14 protein-coding genes are annotated in these 17164 nt (G+C 67.7%); 10 read left to right on the top strand and 4 right to left on the bottom strand.

Annotation, left to right across the window (positions count from 1 at the left end):
* Positions 1-307: 307 nt before the first annotated feature.
* Complete coding sequence (locus tag ACZ5EF_RS08270) at positions 308-1552, bottom strand: DUF2333 family protein (RefSeq protein WP_346060580.1); 1245 nt, start codon at positions 1550-1552, stop codon at positions 308-310.
* Positions 1553-1759: 207 nt separating this feature from the next.
* Between ACZ5EF_RS08270 and dsbD the strand changes: the two genes are divergently transcribed.
* The 7 genes from dsbD to purH all read left to right on the top strand — a co-directional run bounded on the left by dsbD (position 1760) and on the right by purH (position 10349).
* Positions 1760-3589, top strand: a complete 1830-nt coding sequence (dsbD, locus tag ACZ5EF_RS08265) for a protein-disulfide reductase DsbD (protein ID WP_346060677.1) — start codon at positions 1760-1762, stop codon at positions 3587-3589.
* A 451-nt stretch (positions 3590-4040) separates the two neighbouring features.
* Positions 4041-4499: an acetyl-CoA carboxylase biotin carboxyl carrier protein gene (gene accB, locus ACZ5EF_RS08260; RefSeq protein WP_346060581.1), complete on the top strand. Its 459-nt coding sequence runs from the start codon at positions 4041-4043 to the stop codon at positions 4497-4499.
* A 51-nt stretch (positions 4500-4550) separates the two neighbouring features.
* Positions 4551-5891 (top strand): acetyl-CoA carboxylase biotin carboxylase subunit, encoded by a 1341-nt coding sequence (gene accC / locus ACZ5EF_RS08255; protein ID WP_346060582.1) that lies wholly within the window; start codon positions 4551-4553, stop codon positions 5889-5891.
* Between the two features lie 93 nt (positions 5892-5984).
* On the top strand, positions 5985-6896 hold the full coding sequence (gene prmA / locus ACZ5EF_RS08250) for a 50S ribosomal protein L11 methyltransferase (RefSeq protein ID WP_346060583.1): 912 nt from the start codon (positions 5985-5987) through the stop codon (positions 6894-6896).
* A gap of 404 nt (positions 6897-7300) precedes the next feature.
* Complete coding sequence (gene dusB / locus ACZ5EF_RS08245; protein ID WP_346060584.1) at positions 7301-8332, top strand: tRNA dihydrouridine synthase DusB; 1032 nt, start codon at positions 7301-7303, stop codon at positions 8330-8332.
* A 53-nt stretch (positions 8333-8385) separates the two neighbouring features.
* On the top strand, positions 8386-8679 hold the full coding sequence (fis, locus tag ACZ5EF_RS08240) for a DNA-binding transcriptional regulator Fis (RefSeq protein ID WP_346060585.1): 294 nt from the start codon (positions 8386-8388) through the stop codon (positions 8677-8679).
* A 74-nt stretch (positions 8680-8753) separates the two neighbouring features.
* Entirely contained in the window at positions 8754-10349 is a 1596-nt protein-coding gene (gene purH, locus ACZ5EF_RS08235) for a bifunctional phosphoribosylaminoimidazolecarboxamide formyltransferase/IMP cyclohydrolase (RefSeq protein ID WP_346060586.1), read from the top strand.
* Between the two features lie 129 nt (positions 10350-10478).
* Here purH and ACZ5EF_RS08230 read toward each other — a convergent pair whose 3' ends face one another.
* From ACZ5EF_RS08230 to ACZ5EF_RS08220, 3 genes are all read right to left on the bottom strand, one after another.
* Complete coding sequence (locus tag ACZ5EF_RS08230; protein ID WP_464123257.1) at positions 10479-10967, bottom strand: hypothetical protein; 489 nt, start codon at positions 10965-10967, stop codon at positions 10479-10481.
* 171 nt (positions 10968-11138) lie between these two features.
* Positions 11139-11426: a hypothetical protein gene (locus ACZ5EF_RS08225; RefSeq protein WP_346060588.1), complete on the bottom strand. Its 288-nt coding sequence runs from the start codon at positions 11424-11426 to the stop codon at positions 11139-11141.
* Positions 11427-11432: 6 nt separating this feature from the next.
* Positions 11433-12875, bottom strand: coding sequence for a sigma-54 interaction domain-containing protein (locus ACZ5EF_RS08220; protein ID WP_346060589.1), 1443 nt, complete (start codon positions 12873-12875; stop codon positions 11433-11435).
* A gap of 181 nt (positions 12876-13056) precedes the next feature.
* On the opposite strand from ACZ5EF_RS08220, the gene speB reads away from it, so the two are divergent.
* The 3 genes from speB to ACZ5EF_RS08205 all read left to right on the top strand — a co-directional run bounded on the left by speB (position 13057) and on the right by ACZ5EF_RS08205 (position 17159).
* Positions 13057-14007, top strand: coding sequence for an agmatinase (gene speB / locus ACZ5EF_RS08215; RefSeq protein WP_346060590.1), 951 nt, complete (start codon positions 13057-13059; stop codon positions 14005-14007).
* A gap of 114 nt (positions 14008-14121) precedes the next feature.
* Positions 14122-15498 (top strand): YjiH family protein, encoded by a 1377-nt coding sequence (locus tag ACZ5EF_RS08210; protein WP_346060591.1) that lies wholly within the window; start codon positions 14122-14124, stop codon positions 15496-15498.
* A gap of 56 nt (positions 15499-15554) precedes the next feature.
* Complete coding sequence (locus ACZ5EF_RS08205) at positions 15555-17159, top strand: 5-guanidino-2-oxopentanoate decarboxylase (RefSeq protein WP_346060592.1); 1605 nt, start codon at positions 15555-15557, stop codon at positions 17157-17159.
* The last annotated feature ends 5 nt before the right edge of the window (positions 17160-17164 follow it).

Raw genomic sequence — 17164 nt, 5'->3', positions numbered from 1 at the left:
GGGTGGTCACAGGTTTTGTCGTGGTCACTGGTGTTGTGGGAGTCCGGATTCCGGACGATTGGCGCCGCCAGGCGCCCTCGGTGACACCAGGATCGCCCTTCGGGCGATATCGCTCGGCACAGCCGAGCTCCCACAGTAGGTTGGGTGGTCACAGGTTTTGTCGTGGTCACTGGTGTTGTGGGAGTTCGGCGGTCCGGCGTACCGGTTCCCCGGCGGTCCGACGCTTCGGCGATTGGGCGACGAAGTCGCCCCTGGCTACACAGCAAGGGCCGCCCCATTGGGGCGGCCCTTGGCGTTTTGGGTGGGCTCAGGCTTCCGCCGCTTCCTCGGCTTCGGGTTCGCCGCTGTCTTCCGGGGCCGGCTCGGCGGGCGCCTCCTCGGGCAGCGGCATTTCCTCCTGCGGGGCCGCCTCTTCTTCCTGAGTCGCCCCCTCTTCCCGCACCGTCTCTTCCTGGGGGGCTTCCTCCAGCGCTTCCTCTGCCGGGGCCTCGGGTGCCTCCACCGCCGCCTCGCCGGCGTCCCAGGCGGGGACACTCACGCCCTCGAGGCGATCCGCCAACCGGGTCGCCATGTCCCGGGCACGCACCGTGTAGTTGGCCATCACCAGCGAATGGTTGGCGAAAATGCCGAAACCGGAGCCATTGAGCACCAGCGGGCTCCACAGCCGGCGCTGGGTCATCTCCAGCTCGCCGATCAGCCGGGTGAGCAGCCCCTGGGCCTCGGCGGCGGCGAGCACGTCGGCGTAGTCGCGCTCCACGGCGCGCAGGAAGTGCAGCAGCGCCCAGGCCTGGCCGCGGGCCTCGAAGAAATCGTCGTCGAGGCGATACCAGGGAGTCGGGTCGGGCAGCTCGTCCGGATCGATGGCCAGGTCGCGCAGGGCCTCGCGCTCGCCGACACTGGCGGAGAGGCGTTGGCTCAGGTCATCCAGGCGCACCGCCACCCGCTCCAGCCATAGCGCCAGGCCATCGCCATCGTCGGCGAAACCGGCCTCGCCGCGCCCCAGCGCCAGCAGGTGTCCGCCCAGGGCCTCGGCGGCCGCTTCCAGGCGGGTCTCGGTGGAGGGGAAGAGCCAGTCGCGGCTCTCGCCCATCAGCTGTTCCAGGGCCTCCTCCAGCGCCGCCGCGTCCTCCTGCTCCAGCGACGGCAACCATTGGGCCAGTTCCCGGGACTGACGCAGCACGCCATATTCCCAGTTAGGCATATTGTCGAGCCATAGTCCCGGCGGGAAGATGTCGTTGCGCAGGTAACCGCCGGGTTTCTGGACCAGGACCTCCGCCACGCCGATCAGGGCCGCGGTGGTCACCGCGCCACGCGATGCCGGGCTGGTCGCCGCCTCGGGATGCTCCGCCGCCACCCGCACCCGGGCGTTGGCCGTGGCCTGCTCCACCTCGAAGGGCGCGGGCTCGCGGCTCCACCAGATGCCGATCGCCAGGGTCACCAGCAGATAGAGCACCAGCACCACCACCAGGGGCTTCCAGATCCAGCCATACTCGGGGCGCTCCAGGGACGTGGTGCGCCCGGCAACCGCCTTACGCTTACCGAACAGGGGCATGTGTCGACTTCCTTGACTCGCGAAATGGGCGGCACCGCTGCGGCGGTACCGGATGCTGAGTTATAGTAGCAGGCGTCACCCCGGGAACGAGAACGCCACCTTGTCCGTCATGCCAACGTCATCGATGCCGGGTGGGGAACTCCCCCTTTGCCCTCGGGTCGCAGAAGGGCCCAAGCCCCCTGCTTGCAAGGATTTTTCCGAGTCATGATGCGCCGTTTATTGCCGCCCCTACTGCTCCTCTTGCTGGCCCTGATGGCCGGCAGCGTCCAGGCCCAGTGGTTCTCCTCCGCCCGCGAAAGCGATTTCCTGCCGGTCCACGAGGCCTTCCAGGCCAGCGCCTGGCACGATGACCAGACCCTCTATGTGGGCTTCACCGCCGCCGAGGACTACTACCTCTATCGCCATCGCTTCGCCGTGGAGAGCGAGGACGTCGCCCTGGGCGAGCCGCTGTTGCCGCCGGGCGAGGCGATGAGCGACGAGTTCCTCGGCGACGTCAATGTGTTCTTCGACCGGGTGGTCTTCGAGGTGCCCCTGGCCGAGGCGCCGGTATCGGGGGCAGTCCCCTTTACCCTGAGCTTCCAGGGCTGCGCCCTGGCCGGCCTCTGCTATCCGCCGGAACGCCTGGAGATGACCGCCCTGCCCGGCTCGGCGCCCCCCGCCTTCGCCGACTGGGAGGCCGACGGCGACGCCGGTGGCTCGACGTCCGTACCGGCGGCACTCGGCGGCGTGCAGAGCGCCGATGGCCGCTTCAGCGAGCTGATGACCAGCGCCAGCCTGCCGCTGGCCCTGGGGCTCTTCTTCCTCGCCGGCCTGGGCCTGACCTTCACGCCCTGCGTGCTGCCGATGATCCCCATCCTGTCGTCGATCATCGTCGGCCAGAACCCCGGCCGCGGCCGCGCCTTCGCCCTCTCCGCCAGCTATGTGGCCGGGATGGCCGCCACCTATGCCCTGGTGGGGGTACTGATGGGGCTGTTCGGCGCCGGCCTCAACCTGCAGGCGCGGCTGCAGTCGGCGCCGGTGCTGATCACCTTCGCCGCCCTCTTCGTGCTCTTCGCCCTGGCCATGTTCGGGGTCTTCAAGCTGCGCATGGCGCCCGCCCTGACCGGCCGCGTCGAGGCCTGGCAGGCCCGGGCCCAGCGCAGCGGCCCCGCCGGCCTGGCGCTGGCCGGCGCCCTCTCGGTGCTGGTGGTCTCGCCCTGCGTCTCGGCGCCTTTGGCCGGCGCCCTGGTGTTTATCTCCACCACCGGCGATGCCGTGATGGGCGGCGCCGCCCTGCTGGCCCTGGCGCTGGGCATGGGGGTGCCACTGCTGCTGGTGGGCACCTTCGGCACCACCCTGATGCCGCGCAGCGGCGCCTGGATGGAGGGGGTCAAGATCGCCTTCGGCCTGCTGCTGCTGGGGGTGGCCATCTGGTTGATCGAGCGGCTGCTGCCGGGGCCGCTGGCCCTGTTGCTGTGGGCGGCCCTGGCGGTGGCGGCGGCGCTTTCCCTGGGCGCCCTGCGCCTGGGCACCCGGGGCTGGGCCCAGCTACGCCAGGGAGCGGGCATCCTGCTGCTGGCCTGGGGCCTGGCCCTGGTGCTGGGTGCCGCCCAGGGCGGCAGTGATCCGCTGCGCCCCCTGGCACTCTCCGCCCCCCGGGGCGGGGACACCCTCACCACCAGCGAACCGGATGCCGTGGTGTACGACCTGGCCGGCCTGGAACGCGCCCTGGCCAGCGCCGGTGACTCCCCGGTCTTCGTCGACGTCACCGCCGACTGGTGCATCTCCTGCAAGCAGCTGGAGCGCAGCGTCTACCCGGCGCCGGAGGTGGCCGAGCCCCTCTCGGCCTTCCGGCGGGTGCAGGTGGACGTCACCGAGAGCAACGGCGCCAGCCGCGAGCTGCTGGGCCATTTCGAGCTGTTCGGCCCCCCCAGCCTGCTGTTCTTCTCCCGTGGCGAGGAGATTCGCGAGGCGCGTATCCAGGGCGAGGTCAAGCGCGACGAGTTCGCCGGCCATCTTAATCAGCTGCTAACCTGGCTGGAGAGCCGGCAGGGGTGATGGCCGCCACCGTGGTTTCTGTGGGAGCTCGGATTGTTCCGAGCGATTGGCGCCGCCAGGCGCCAGGGCGACTGCGTCGCCCAATCGTCCGGCAGAGCCGGACTCCCACAACACCAGTGGCCAACTAAGCCCACTGTGGGAATAGTTACCCAGCCTACCTGTGGGAGCCTGGAGTGATTGTTCCGGAACCAAGCCTTCAGTCAACATCACATAAAAGACTTGGTTTACTGGAGAAGATCGCGAAACAAGCGTTTAAATTCGCGTTTCTGCGGATATCCTAGACAACCCGGTCGTTTTTCGGCAAACTCCGCCAACACGCCTTTTGGCGCGGCAATCGGCGGCAATTTGCTAAACTTTGCCTCGATCCGAACCGTTTTCTCGCAGGTTGACAGCGCCGCTGCGCAGCCTGCCTCAAGCCCTCTCAATACTCCATTACGAGCGAGACAACCGCATGGATATCCGTAAGGTCAAGAAGCTGATCGAGCTGCTGGAAGAGTCCAATATCAGCGAGATCGAGATCCAGGAAGGCGAGGAATCCGTCCGCATCAGCCGCCACCCCAATGGCGTGGCCTATCAACCCGCCCCGCAGCCCGCCGCCTATGCGCCGGCTCCGGCGGCCCCCGCCCCCGCCGCCACCCCGGCGGCCAGCGAACCGGCGGCCCCGGCCGCACCGACCGGCCATACCGTAAACTCGCCCATGGTGGGCACCTTCTACCGGGCCCCGGCACCGGGCGCTAAGCCCTTCGCCGAAGTGGGCCAGGCGGTGCGCAAGGGTGAGGCGGTGTGCATCGTCGAGGCGATGAAGATGATGAACCAGATTGAGGCCGACAAGGACGGCGTCATCGAAGCCATCCTGGTGGAAGACGGCGAGCCGGTCGAGTTCGATCAGCCGATGCTGGTCATCGCCTGAGGTCCCGACCTCAAGGCTCTCCACTGACACCACACTACGGGCGGATAACAGATGTTGGACAAGGTACTCATCGCCAATCGCGGCGAGATCGCCCTGCGCGTCCTGCGTGCCTGCAAGGAACTGGGCATCAAGACCGTGGCGGTGCACTCCAAGGCCGACCAGGAGCTGATGCATGTGCGTCTGGCCGATGAAGCGGTATGCATCGGCCCGGCTCCCTCGGCCCAGTCTTACCTCAATATTCCGGCGCTGATCAGCGCCGCCGAGGTCACCGACGCCAGCGCCATTCACCCCGGCTATGGCTTCCTCTCCGAGAACGCCAACTTCGCCGAGCAGGTGGAGCGTTCCGGCTTCACCTTTATCGGGCCGCGGGCCGAGACCATTCGCCTGATGGGCGACAAGGTCAGCGCCATCGAGGCGATGAAGAAGGCCGGCGTGCCCACGGTCCCCGGCTCCGACGGCCCCCTGCCGGAAGACGAGGCCGAGATGCTGGCCATCGCCAAGCGTATCGGCTACCCGGTGATCATCAAGGCCGCCGCCGGCGGCGGCGGGCGCGGCATGCGCGTCGTGCATACCGAGGCGCACCTGCTCTCCTCGGTGAGCATCACCCAGACCGAGGCCGCCGCGGCCTTCGGCGACGGCACCGTCTATATGGAGAAGTTCCTCCAGGAGCCGCGCCATGTGGAGGTGCAGGTACTGGCCGACGGCCAGGGCAACGCCATTCATCTCTATGATCGCGACTGCTCCCTGCAGCGCCGCCACCAGAAGGTGCTGGAGGAGGCGCCGGCGCCGGGCCTGGACCCGGAGGCCCGGGCCCAGGTGCTGGAGGCGTGCCGCCAGGCGTGCCTGACCATCAACTACCGGGGCGCCGGCACCTTCGAGTTCCTCTACGAGAAGGGCCAGTTCTTCTTTATCGAGATGAACACCCGCGTCCAGGTGGAGCATCCGGTCACCGAGCAGATCACCGGGGTGGATATCGTCAAGGAGCAGCTGCGCATCGCCGCCGGCCTGCCGCTGTCGATCCGCCAGGAAGACGTCAAGGTCAATGGCCACGCCTTCGAGTGCCGGATCAATGCCGAGGACTCCCGCACCTTCATGCCCTCGCCGGGCAAGGTGAGCCTCTATCACCCGCCGGGTGGCCTGGGGGTGCGCATGGACTCCCACCTCTATACCGGCTATACGGTGCCGCCCCACTACGACTCCCTGATCGGCAAGCTGATCACCTGGGGCGAGGACCGCACCGCGGCCCTGACGCGCATGCGCAATGCCCTGGACGAGCTGCTGGTGGAGGGCATCAAGACCAACACCGACCTGCACAAGGATCTGGTGCGCGATACCCACTTCCAGCAGGGTGGGGTCAATATCCACTATCTGGAGAAGAAGCTGGGTCTGTAAGCCTCGATCCGCCTTCACCGACGGGATGGCCCTGGGCCATCCCGTCGGTCGTTTGGATACCCTGACACGCCTTTTTACGCAGGAGACGCCACCATGCCCTGGCTACAACTCAAGGCGCGAATCGCCCCGGAGCAGGCCGAGACCCTGGAGGAGCTGCTGCTCGCCGAGGGGGCCTCCGCCATCACCCTGCAGGATGCCCATGACGACCCGGTCTTCGAGCCGGAGCGGGGCACCACGCCGCTATGGAACGAGACGGTGCTGACCGGCCTCTATGACGATCTGGAGGGCATCGACGCCATGCTCGAGCGGGTACGCCAGGCCTGGAGCCTGGAGGTGCCCGACGAGCCCTGCCCGGAGGTGGAGTTCGAGCTGCTCGCCGACCGCGACTGGGAGCGGGAGTGGATGGATGGCTTCACGCCGCTGAAGATGGGCCAGCGGCTGTGGATCGTGCCCAGCTGGCATGAGGCCCCGGAGCCCGAGGCGGTCAACCTGCTGCTCGACCCGGGCCTGGCCTTCGGCACCGGCACCCACCCCACCACGGCGCTGTGCCTGGAGTGGCTGGATGGGCTGGCGGTGGCCGGCGAGCTGGAGGCGAAGGCGGTACTCGACGTGGGCTGCGGCTCCGGCATCCTGGCTATCGCCGCCCTCAAGCTGGGCGCCAGCCGCGCCGTGGGCACCGATATCGACCCCCAGGCCCTGCAGGCCAGCCGCGACAACGCCGAGCGCAACGCCATCGCCGAGGCGCGCCTGACACTCTGCTATCCGGAGCAGCTCGAGGAGGGCCCCTTCCCGGTGGTGGTGGCCAATATCCTCGCCGGCCCCCTGGTGGAACTGGCCCCCACTATCGCCGACCAGGTGGCCCCGGGCGGGCACCTGGTGCTCTCCGGGATCCTCGCCCAGCAGGCCGAGGAGGTGTTGGTAGCCTATGAGGCCCAGGGCCTGGTGATGGAGCCGCCGGTGGAGCGGGAGGGCTGGGTGCGCCTGGAGGGGCGCCGGCCGGCCTGAATCGCCCTTCGGGCGAATCGCGCGGAATCCGCGCTCCCACAATAGATTGGGTGGCTCCCCACAGCAGCCTGGGTGGCCACTGGTTTTGGGAGAGGCTCTGGGGTTGTGGGAGTCCGGGTTCCCCGGACGATTGGGCGACGCAGTCGCCCCTGGTGACAGTCAGGATCGCCCTGCGGGCGATATCGCCGAAGCGTCGGACCGGCAGAACCGGAGCGCCGGACCGCCGCGCTCCCACAATAGATCGGGTGGCCCCCCACAAGCAGCCTAGGTGGCAAGCCCCACACTAGGTTGGGCGGGCTGCCCCGAGTGGGCGCTTTCGCCGCGGGAGAATGCCAATTGCCACCTTCACCCGGGGGCGCCGGCTGGGTATCATAGGTCCCCCTTGAATCGAGCCCCCTGTTTTCATGCCCATAAGCCACGCCACGCCCCTGCCCGCCATCGGACCCCACCGGCTGACCAGCCGGGCGATCCTGGCGCCCATGGCCGGGGTCACCGACCGCCCCTTCCGGGCGCTGTGTCGGCGCCTGGGCGCCGGCCTGGTGGTGGGCGAGATGGTCACCTCGGACCCCAGCCTGTGGCATACCCGCAAGTCGCGGCTGCGCATGGATCATCGCGGCGAGCCGGGGCCACGCAGCGTGCAGATCGCCGGCGGCGATGCGGCGATGCTCGCCGAGGCGGCACGACTCAACGCCGAGCGTGGCGCCGAGATCATCGATATCAATATGGGCTGCCCGGCCAAGAAGGTGTGCAACAAGGCCGCCGGCTCGGCGCTGCTGCGCGACGAGGCGCTGGTGGCGGAGATCCTCGAGGCGGTGGTGGCCGCGGTGGATATTCCGGTGACCCTGAAGATTCGCACCGGCTGGTGTGCCGAGAGCAACAATGGGCTGCGAGTGGCCAGGCTCGCCGAGGCCGCCGGCATCCAGGCCCTGGCGGTGCATGGCCGCCATCGTCAGCAGCGTTACCAGGGCCAGGCGGAGTACGACACCATCGCCGAGATCAAGTCGCGGGTGTCGATTCCGGTGTTCGCCAACGGCGATATCGATTCCGCCGCCAAGGCCGCCCGGGTTCTCGACTATACTGGGGCGGATGCGGTGATGGTGGGCCGCGGCGCCCAGGGCAATCCCTGGCTCTTCCGCGAGATCGATCATTACCTGGCCCATGGCCAGGAGATAGCGCCGCCGAGCGCCACCGAGCGCCACCGGCTGTTGGGCGAACACCTTGGTGCCCTGCATGACTTCTACGGTGAGGTGATGGGGGTACGGATCGCCCGCAAGCACTTGGGCTGGTATCTGGAGCGCCATGAACCGAACGACGCCAAGTCCCTGAAGGCGGTATTCAACCGCCTGGAGACGCCGGGCGCCCAGCACCATTTCGTGAATGAACTCTTCGGCCTGGAGGGCTTGCCCTCGGCCGCCAATGGAACCAGTGCAGCATGACCAGCAGGCAAGCAACGACGCCCAATAATGCGACACGCGTGGATCAGGAACCCATGAGCTTCTCCGCCATCGATGCCCGCCCGGCCTCGGCACCGCCCGAGGGGCAGGCCCCTGCCCCCGAGCGCCCCCTGCGGGAGGCCGTGGATCTGGCGATGCGCCGCTACTTCGCCCATCTCGATGGCGAGTCGGTCACCGGCCTCTATGCCATGGTGCTCGACGAGGTGGAGGCCCCGCTGCTGGCCGCCGTGATGGAACACGTCAACGGCAACCAGACCCGCGCTGCCGAGCTACTCGGCCTCAATCGCGGCACCCTGCGCAAGAAGCTCAAGCAGCATGCCCTGATCTGACCCTTTTCTTCCCGAAGGGAGCCGCACGCGGCTCCCTTCGTTCGTTTTCCAGCCAACTCCGAGAGTGCAAGTCCATGGCCCAATCCACCTCCCCCTCCGCTTCCACCCTGCCGGTGCGCCGCGCCCTGCTCAGCGTCTCCGACAAGACCGGTATCGTCGACTTCGCCCGTGGCCTGGTCGAGCGCGGCGTGGCGCTGCTCTCCACCGGCGGCACCTTCAAGCTGCTGCGCGACAACGAGATTCCGGTCACCGAGGTGTCGGCCCACACCGGCTTCCCCGAGATCATGGATGGTCGGGTCAAGACCCTGCACCCCAAGATCCATGGCGGCATCCTCGGTCGCCGCGGCCAGGACGACGCGGTGATGAGCGAGCATGAGATCGACCCCATCGATATGGTGGTGGTCAATCTCTACCCCTTCGCCCAGACCGTGGCCAGGCCCGACTGCACCCTGGAGGACGCCATCGAGAATATCGATATCGGCGGTCCCACCATGGTCCGCGCCTGCGCCAAGAACCATGCCCACACCAGCATCCTGGTGGATGCCGGCGACTATGCCCGGGTGCTGGGCGATATGGACGCCAACGGCGGCGCGGTGAGCCTCGCGGCCCGCTTCGACCTGGCGGTGAAGGCCTTCGAACACACCGCCGGCTATGATGCCGCCATCGCCAACTACCTGGGCCAGCGGGTCGAGGGCGGCGAAGCCGGCTTCCCGCGCACCTACAGCGTCCAGTATCGCAAGAAGCAGGAAATGCGCTACGGCGAGAACCCCCATCAGCAGGCCGCCTTCTATGTGGAGGACGACGCCAGCGAGCCCAGCGTGGCCACCGCCGAGAGCCTGCAGGGCAAGGCCCTCTCCTTCAACAACGTGGCCGACACCGACGCCGCCTTCGAATGCGTCAAGGCCTTCGAGGAGCCGGCCTGCGTGATCGTCAAGCACGCCAACCCCTGCGGCGTGGCCCTCGGCGAGTCGCCCCTGGCGGCCTACGAGAAGGCCTTCGCCACCGACCCCACCAGCGCCTTCGGCGGCATCATCGCCTTCAACCGGCCGCTGGACGCCGCTACCGCCCGGGCCATTATCGACCGCCAGTTCGTCGAGGTGATCATCGCCCCCGGGGTGGCCGACGCCGCCCGCGAGATCGTCGCCGAGAAGCAGAACGTGCGCCTGCTCGACGTGGCCGCCCACTGGGGCAATGCCGCTCTCGCCGGCCACGACTTCAAGCGCGTCAACGGCGGCCTGCTGGTGCAGGATCGTGACCAGGGCATGGTGGAGCGCGACGAGCTGAAGGTGGTGACCCAGCGTACCCCCAGCGAGCAGGAGCTGCGCGACCTGATGTTCGCCTGGAAGGTGGCCAAGTTCGTCAAGTCCAACGCCATCGTCTACGTCAAGGAAGGCCAGACCATCGGCGTGGGCGCCGGCCAGATGAGTCGTGTCTACTCCGCCAAGATCGCCGGCATCAAGGCCGCCGACGAGGGCCTCTCGGTGCCCGGCTCGGTGATGGCCAGTGACGCCTTCTTCCCCTTCCGGGACGGCATCGATGCCGCCGCGGCCGCGGGCATCACCGCGGTGATCCAGCCCGGCGGCTCCATGCGCGACCAGGAGGTGATCGACGCCGCCAACGAGGCCGGTATCGCCATGGTCTTTACCGGGATGCGCCACTTCCGCCACTGAAGCTGCAAGCTGCAAGCTGCAAGGCAGCTTAAATGACACCGCCTCCGAGACATGATCTCGGAGGCGGTTTTTCTTCCAGCTTAAGGCTTCAAGCTCCGGACGCAGTCCGGGCGGCTCCGGCGCCGGCGATCAACGGCCGGGGTTGATCTCGGTAAAGTTCAGGGTGGCATCGCGCAGTTCGCTGTTACCCCAGACGCCGACCCAGATGTTATACATGCCGCTCTGCGCCTTGGGGAAACTGACCATGGGGTCGAGCCCGTTGGCGTCATCATTGCAGTACCAGCGCCCGTCCGGCGCATTGATCACCAGGGTGGTGTCGGTGCGGGACTCGACATGGATATAGAGCGGCAGGCTGCCGGCGGTATAGTAGAGGTCCACGTCCGGGGCCTCGGCATGGATATAGCCGGCACAGCCACTCCCCAGGCTGGAGTTGACCTGGGTGCTGCCCCCGGCGGAGAGGTCCACCCGGTGCGGGTCCGGCATAAAGCCGGCGCTCAGGTTGACCGAGCCGTAGCTAGGCGCCGCCTGCCAGTTCGGATCGGTGGCCTGGGCGGCCGTCGCGCCGGCCAGCATCAGGCCGGCCAGGGCCCCGATCAGGCCCCGCTTCCCTTGATTCATTGCCATTCCATTCTCCCTTTAGCGCCCTGCGATGTTCGGCGCATCTTGTCATTCCCGAAATGCGTCTTCTAACGCCTCGTTATTCTATGCCCGTGCGAACACGAGACCCGTCTAATGATTGATGAAATCGCGGGCGCAAGCAAATCTTCCTTGGGAGAAGTGATGCATTGATCAGGTGACGCCGGGTTCGTCCGTCAACGACTCCAGCAGTGCCACCACGCTCTCGGGGGCGACGTGATACTCTCGCATCAGCGCCTCGAGACGCTCCTCGAAAAGCCGCTCACTTTCCTGCTTGCGCTGGGATTGCGCCGAGGCAACCGGTGGCCCGGTGGGGATATCCAGGCGGTGATTGGGGTCATCGAGTTGCTGCAGGGCCTGGGCAAAGGCGTCGTCTAGCTCACGAAACTTGCGCAATTTCTCGCGCTCATCCATGACATTGGCTTTCTTTTGCTGTTTCATTCGCGTCTATCGGTGACCGTCGGAAATTCGTAATCCATGGCGCTGCAGTTTGCGCACCACACTGGGCTGACTGATACCCAGGCGCTCGGCCATGGCATAAGTACTCGGCAACTGCGTGCACAGTTCAGCCAGGATCTCGCGCTCGAACCGGGCGAGGCCTTGTTTGAGGCCCTCGCCTTCGGCGAGTTTGATCGCCCCGGGGCCCGGGGAAGAAGAATCGTCGAGCAGTATAGCGCCTTCCGGGACTCGACTGGAACGCTGCGGAGCGAGCCCCCGGGCCTCGATCATCTCGTCGGGAGCCGAAAGCCAGGCCCGCTCCAGCCAGTTTTCCAACTCGCGTACATTACCCGGCCAGTCGTGACCCATCAACTCCTGCCAGACACCGGGGGCCAATAACTTGTCGCGCCCGTAGCGCCGATTGAGTCGTCGCAGTTGCAATTCCACCAGGCCGGGAATGTCCTCCGGACGCTCGCGCAGCGGCGGCAGGGTCACCGGAATCACATTGAGACGGTAATAGAGATCGAGACGGAAACGCCCCTCCTCCACGCGCCGCGCCAGGTCCTGGTTGGTGGCTACCACCAGGCGGAAGTCCACCCGCCGCGCCCGGGTATCGCCCAGCCGGGTCAGGCTACCATCCTGGATCACCTTGAGCAGCTTGGTCTGCATGGCCAGGGGCAGCTCGCCGATCTCGTCGAGGAAGAGGGTGCCGCCCTGGGCCTGCTCCATCAGCCCCGCCTTGCCCTGGCGGGCGGCGCCGCTGAAGGCCCCCGGCTGGTAACCGAACATCTCCGACTCGAACAGGCTCTCGGGAATGGCCCCGCAGTTGACGTCGAGAAAGGGCCCCTCGCGACGGCGACTCCAGCGATGCAACTGGCGGGCGAAGGCGGTCTTGCCGACCCCGGATTCGCCCAGCATCAGCACGGTGGCATCGGTGGGGGCGACCCGCCTGAGCAGCAGGGCGATCTCATGCATTAGCTCACTGCGGATACGCAGCTCGCCTTCCGCCTCGTCCACCTCCAGGTCATCGCCCAGGGAGGCCGCGGCACTGCGTTTCAGGTGCTCGCTGAAGCGCCGTTGCAGTAGCTGATACTCCTCCTGGAGCCACTGCAGGTCGGTGAGATCCATGGAGCGACTGATAATGCGCTCCAGGCGATCGCCGCTGAACACCGGATAGGCCTGGGCGATCACCCGACGCCCGGTGCTGGTGGTCTGCATCACCTGGGCCGGCTTGCCGCTGCGCATCACCTCGAGGCTCACCGAGGGCGTCAGGATGCCATCCGCCTCGAGGCGCTGGACCGTGGTGGCGCACAGCGCCTCCCGTGACATGCCATAGACCGCCGCGGCCCCGGGGCTGACGTCGAGCACCCGGCCCTGGCCATCGACGATAAAGATATGGTCATTGGCATTCTCCACCAGGGTCCTGAGCACCCGGGCATCGATCTCGCTCATCTCCCCTCCCTTGATTCATTCCTGTATCGATCATGCATTTTTGCATTAAATCCCGGGTCTCAGCAATGTAAAAACGCATCACTTACTTGGAAACTCCCGACAAATCATGGGCGTACAATCTGGCACGCTTCGTGCAAGAAGCACAGGGAAGCCAATGCTTGCGACCTGTTGAGGAGTTTCCATGAGCGAGTTCAACCAGCCCCTGGGCGGTAACGAGATGCCCCGCTTCGGCGGCCCGGCCACCATGATGCGCCTGCCCACCCAGGCCGATGCCGCCGGCCTGGACGCGGCCTTTATCGGCGTGCCCCTGGACATCGGCACCTCCAACCGTCCCGGCGCCCGCCTGGGGCCGCGGCAGATCCGCGACGAGTCGCGCATGTTGCGCCCCTACAATATGGCCACTCGCGCCGCCCCCTTCGATAGCCTGCAGGTGGCGGACATCGGCGACGTGCCGGTCAACACCTTCAACCTGCCGAAGAACCTCGAGATCATCGATGCCTTCTACCGGGAGGTGCTGAGCCACGGCACCACGCCGCTGACGATGGGGGGCGATCACACCTTCACCCTGCCGATCCTGCGCGCCATCGCCCGTCAGCACGGTCCGGTGGGGCTGATCCATATCGATGCCCACGCCGACGTCAATGACCATATGTTCGGCGAGTCCATCGCCCATGGCACGCCGATCCGCCGCGCCCAGGAGGAGGGGCTGCTCGACAGCCAACGGGTGGTGCAGATCGGCCTGCGCGGCACCGGCTACGCCGCCGATGACTTCGACTGGTGCCGCCGCCAGGGCTTCCGGGTAGTCACCGCCGAGCAGTGCTGGCACAAGTCCCTGGAGCCGCTGATGGCCGAGGTACGCGAGCAGATGGGCGACGGCCCCGTCTATATCAGCTTCGATATCGATGGCCTCGACCCCTCGGTGGCCCCGGGCACCGGCACCGTGGAGATGGCCGGCCTGACCGCGGCCCAGGGCCTGGAGATCGTACGCGGCGCCTGGGGCCTCAACGTGGTGGGTGGCGACCTGATGGAAGTGGCGCCCCCCTATGACCCGAGCGGCAACACCGCCCTGATGGGCGCCACCCTGCTCTACGAGATGCTCTGCGTGCTGCCCGGCGTGATGCGCCGCGATTAACTCCGGTCACCGGGCCGCATGCCTCGACCCCATGCGGCCCTCGGCGCGCCAGAGGACGGCCGCCTCTCCGGTGACCCACACCGTTCACTAAAACAATCCATGGGGTAACCAACGATGTCCTCCACCCTCGACACCGGCGCCACCGCCCGGCCCGGCCTTAGCCGGCGTGGCCTGATGAAATTCCTGATCCCCTCGCTGTTCGGGGTCGCCCTCTTCCTGATCCCCTTCTCGGTGGGCGACACCGTCAATATCGGCATGGGCCTGATGGCCAAGGGGCTCCAGGACCTGCTCAGCGACTGGCTGCCGGCCATCGCCACCGCCGTGCTCTGCCTCTCGGTGGTGATCACCCTGCTGGTCAAGCTGACCCGGCCCGCCTGGGCCAGCCAGGGCCTCTGGAACGAAATGTTCGCTGTAGGCCCCGTGTGGTTTGCGATGCGCATTCTCGGCGCCGCCTTCGCCGCCATGACCTTCTTCCAGGTGGGGCCGGGCTTCGTGATCGCCGGCCATACCGGCGGCGTGATGCTCAACGACCTGGCGCCGGTGCTGCTGACCTTCTTCTTCTTCGCCGCCCTGCTGCTGCCCTTCCTGGTCGATTTCGGCTTCATGGAGTTTATCGGCAGCCTGGTGCGCAAGCCCTTCCGGGCGATCTTCCGCCTGCCCGGGCGCAGCGCCATCGATGCCACCGCCTCCTGGATGGGCTCCGGCACCGTGGGGGTGCTGATCACCGCCCAGCAGTACGAGAAGGGTTTCTATAACCGTCGCGAGGCGGCGGTGATCGCCACCAACTTCTCCATCGTCTCCATCGCCTTCAGCCTGCTGATCACCAGCTTCGTCGACCTCGACCATATGTTCGTGCCCTTCTACCTGACGGTGGTGGTGTCGGGGCTGATCGCCGCCATCGTGGTGCCGCGCCTGCCGCCGCTGTCACGCAAGCCGGACACCTACTATGAACCGGTGGGCTGCCAACTGGCCGAGAAGCGCAGCGCCGACATGGGCGTCTTCCGCTACAGCCTGACCCGCGCCGTGGAGCGCGCCGAGAAGGCCCCCGGCGCCCGGGAGCTGATCCGCAATGCCCTGTTCAACGTGGCAGACATCTTCCTGGCCCTGCTGCCCCTGGTGGTGGCCATCGGAACCCTGGCACTGATCCTCGCCGAGTTCACACCGATCTTCACCTGGCTCTCCTATCCCATGGTGCCGGTGCTGGAGTGGCTGCGCATTCCCGAGGCCGAGGCCGCCGCCCCGGCGACCCTGGTGGGCTTCGCCGACATGTTCCTGCCGGCGGTGCTGGCCACCAGCATCGAGAGCGAGCTGACCCGCTTCGTGGTGGCCTGCCTGTCGCTGACCCAGCTGATCTATATGTCGGAGATCGGTGCCCTGCTGCTCAAGTCGAAGATCCCCCTCAAGCTCTGGGAGCTGTTCGCGATCTTCCTGCTGCGCACCGCCATCACCCTGCCGATCATCGCCTTTATGGCCCACACCTTCTTCTTCTGAGATCGCGTCCCGGCCCGGCCCCCTCGGGCCGGGCCTCGTGATACGAGGGCTTCCCCATGACCTGTGCTGAACTCCTGATCCGCCTGCTCGGCGAGCGCTACGGCGTCGACACCCTCTTCGGCATCCCCGGGGTGCATACCGTCGAGCTCTACCGCGGCCTCGAGGGCCGCGAGATCCGCCATGTCACCCCGCGCCACGAACAGGGCGCCGGTTTCATGGCCGACGGCTATGCCCGCGCCACCGGCAAGCCCGGGGTCTGCCTGATCATCACCGGCCCCGGCATGACCAATATCGCCACCGCCATGGGTCAGGCGCTCGCCGACTCCATCCCCATGCTGGTGATCTCCAGCGTCAACCGCCGCGATACCCTGGGCCGCGGCCAGGGCCGATTGCACGAGCTGGAGAGCCAACGCGACCTGGTGGCCGGCGTGGCACGCTTTAACCATACCCTGCTCGCCCCGGACGCCCTGCCCGAGGTGCTAGCCCGGGCCTTCGCGGTCTTCGATGGCGAGCGCCCCGGCCCGGTGCATCTCGAGATCCCCATCGACCTGTTCGCCGCCGAGGTGGCCGAGCCGGCCTCCTTCGGCCGGCCGCTGCTCTACCCGGCGGCCCCGGACGCCGAGGGCCTGGCCACCGCGGCCAGCTGGCTCGAGGGGGCCGAACGCCCCCTGGTGCTGCTCGGCGGCGGCTGCGTGGCGGCGCCCGAGGCGGCCCGCGAGCTGGTGAGCCGCCTCGATGCCCCCACCGCCACCACCATCAATGCCAAGGGACTGCTGGGCGACGCCCACCCCCTGGACCTGGGCGCCAATACCGCCCTGCCCCCGGTGCGCCAACTGGCCCGGGAGGCCGACGTGATCCTGGCCATCGGCACCGAGCTCGGCGAGACCGACTATGACGTGGTCTTCGATGATGGCTTCGCCCTCACCGGCCGGCTGATTCGCATCGACCTGGATGCCCAGCAACTGGTACGCAACCAGTCGCTGGCCCTGGGGCTGGTGGGCGATGCCGGGCGCGCCCTGGAGGGCCTGCTTATGCAGTGTCCCGAGCCGCTGCATAAGGATGGCGCGGCTCGCGCCGCCGCCGTGCGCGAGGCCCTGGCCCTCGAGCAGGATCCGGCCCTGGCCCCCTTCGTGCCGCTCTGCGCCACCCTCAAGGCGGCCCTGCCCGAGGCGCTATGGGTCGGCGACTCCACCGCCCCGGTGTATGCCGCCAATCACCTGCTGTCGCTGCCGCAGCCGCGGCGCTACTTCAACGCCTCCACCGGCTACGGCACCCTCGGCTACGGCCTGCCGGCGGCGCTGGGCGCCCAGTTGGGCCGCCCCGACCAGCCGGTGATCGCCCTGGTCGGCGACGGCGGGGTGATGTTCACCCTCTCGGAACTGGCCACCGCCGTGGAAGAGCGCCTGCCGGTGGTGATCCTGCTGTGGCACAACGCCGGCTACGAGGAGATCCGCCGCTATATGGACGCCCATGGTGTGGCGCGCCTCGGCGTGGATATCCAGGCCCCGGACTTCCAGGCCCTGGCCCGCGGCTTCGGCTGCCTGGCCACCCGGGTCGGCACCCCCGGCGAACTCGCCCAGGCACTGGCGGCGCGCCCCACCGACGGCCCCCTGCTGATCGAGGTGGATGCCCACGCCTGGCAGCAGGCGCTGAGCGCCTAAGGAGT

The sequence above is a fragment of the Bisbaumannia salifodinae genome (assembly GCF_055388505.1).
This window is presented reverse-complemented; position numbering and strand designations above follow the sequence as displayed.

What these genes read in the sequence shown, in the direction of transcription:
- ACZ5EF_RS08270 (WP_346060580.1), bottom strand. Translation starts at nt 1,552, where the DNA reads ATGCCCCTGTTCGGTAAGCGTAAGGCGGTTGCCGGGCGCACCACGTCC.
- dsbD (WP_346060677.1), top strand. Translation starts at nt 1,760, where the DNA reads ATGCGCCGTTTATTGCCGCCCCTACTGCTCCTCTTGCTGGCCCTGATG.
- accB (WP_346060581.1), top strand. Translation starts at nt 4,041, where the DNA reads ATGGATATCCGTAAGGTCAAGAAGCTGATCGAGCTGCTGGAAGAGTCC.
- accC (WP_346060582.1), top strand. Translation starts at nt 4,551, where the DNA reads ATGTTGGACAAGGTACTCATCGCCAATCGCGGCGAGATCGCCCTGCGC.
- prmA (WP_346060583.1), top strand. Translation starts at nt 5,985, where the DNA reads ATGCCCTGGCTACAACTCAAGGCGCGAATCGCCCCGGAGCAGGCCGAG.
- dusB (WP_346060584.1), top strand. Translation starts at nt 7,301, where the DNA reads ATGCCCATAAGCCACGCCACGCCCCTGCCCGCCATCGGACCCCACCGG.
- fis (WP_346060585.1), top strand. Translation starts at nt 8,386, where the DNA reads ATGAGCTTCTCCGCCATCGATGCCCGCCCGGCCTCGGCACCGCCCGAG.
- purH (WP_346060586.1), top strand. Translation starts at nt 8,754, where the DNA reads ATGGCCCAATCCACCTCCCCCTCCGCTTCCACCCTGCCGGTGCGCCGC.
- ACZ5EF_RS08230 (WP_464123257.1), bottom strand. Translation starts at nt 10,967, where the DNA reads ATGAATCAAGGGAAGCGGGGCCTGATCGGGGCCCTGGCCGGCCTGATG.
- ACZ5EF_RS08225 (WP_346060588.1), bottom strand. Translation starts at nt 11,426, where the DNA reads ATGAAACAGCAAAAGAAAGCCAATGTCATGGATGAGCGCGAGAAATTG.
- ACZ5EF_RS08220 (WP_346060589.1), bottom strand. Translation starts at nt 12,875, where the DNA reads ATGAGCGAGATCGATGCCCGGGTGCTCAGGACCCTGGTGGAGAATGCC.
- speB (WP_346060590.1), top strand. Translation starts at nt 13,057, where the DNA reads ATGAGCGAGTTCAACCAGCCCCTGGGCGGTAACGAGATGCCCCGCTTC.
- ACZ5EF_RS08210 (WP_346060591.1), top strand. Translation starts at nt 14,122, where the DNA reads ATGTCCTCCACCCTCGACACCGGCGCCACCGCCCGGCCCGGCCTTAGC.
- ACZ5EF_RS08205 (WP_346060592.1), top strand. Translation starts at nt 15,555, where the DNA reads ATGACCTGTGCTGAACTCCTGATCCGCCTGCTCGGCGAGCGCTACGGC.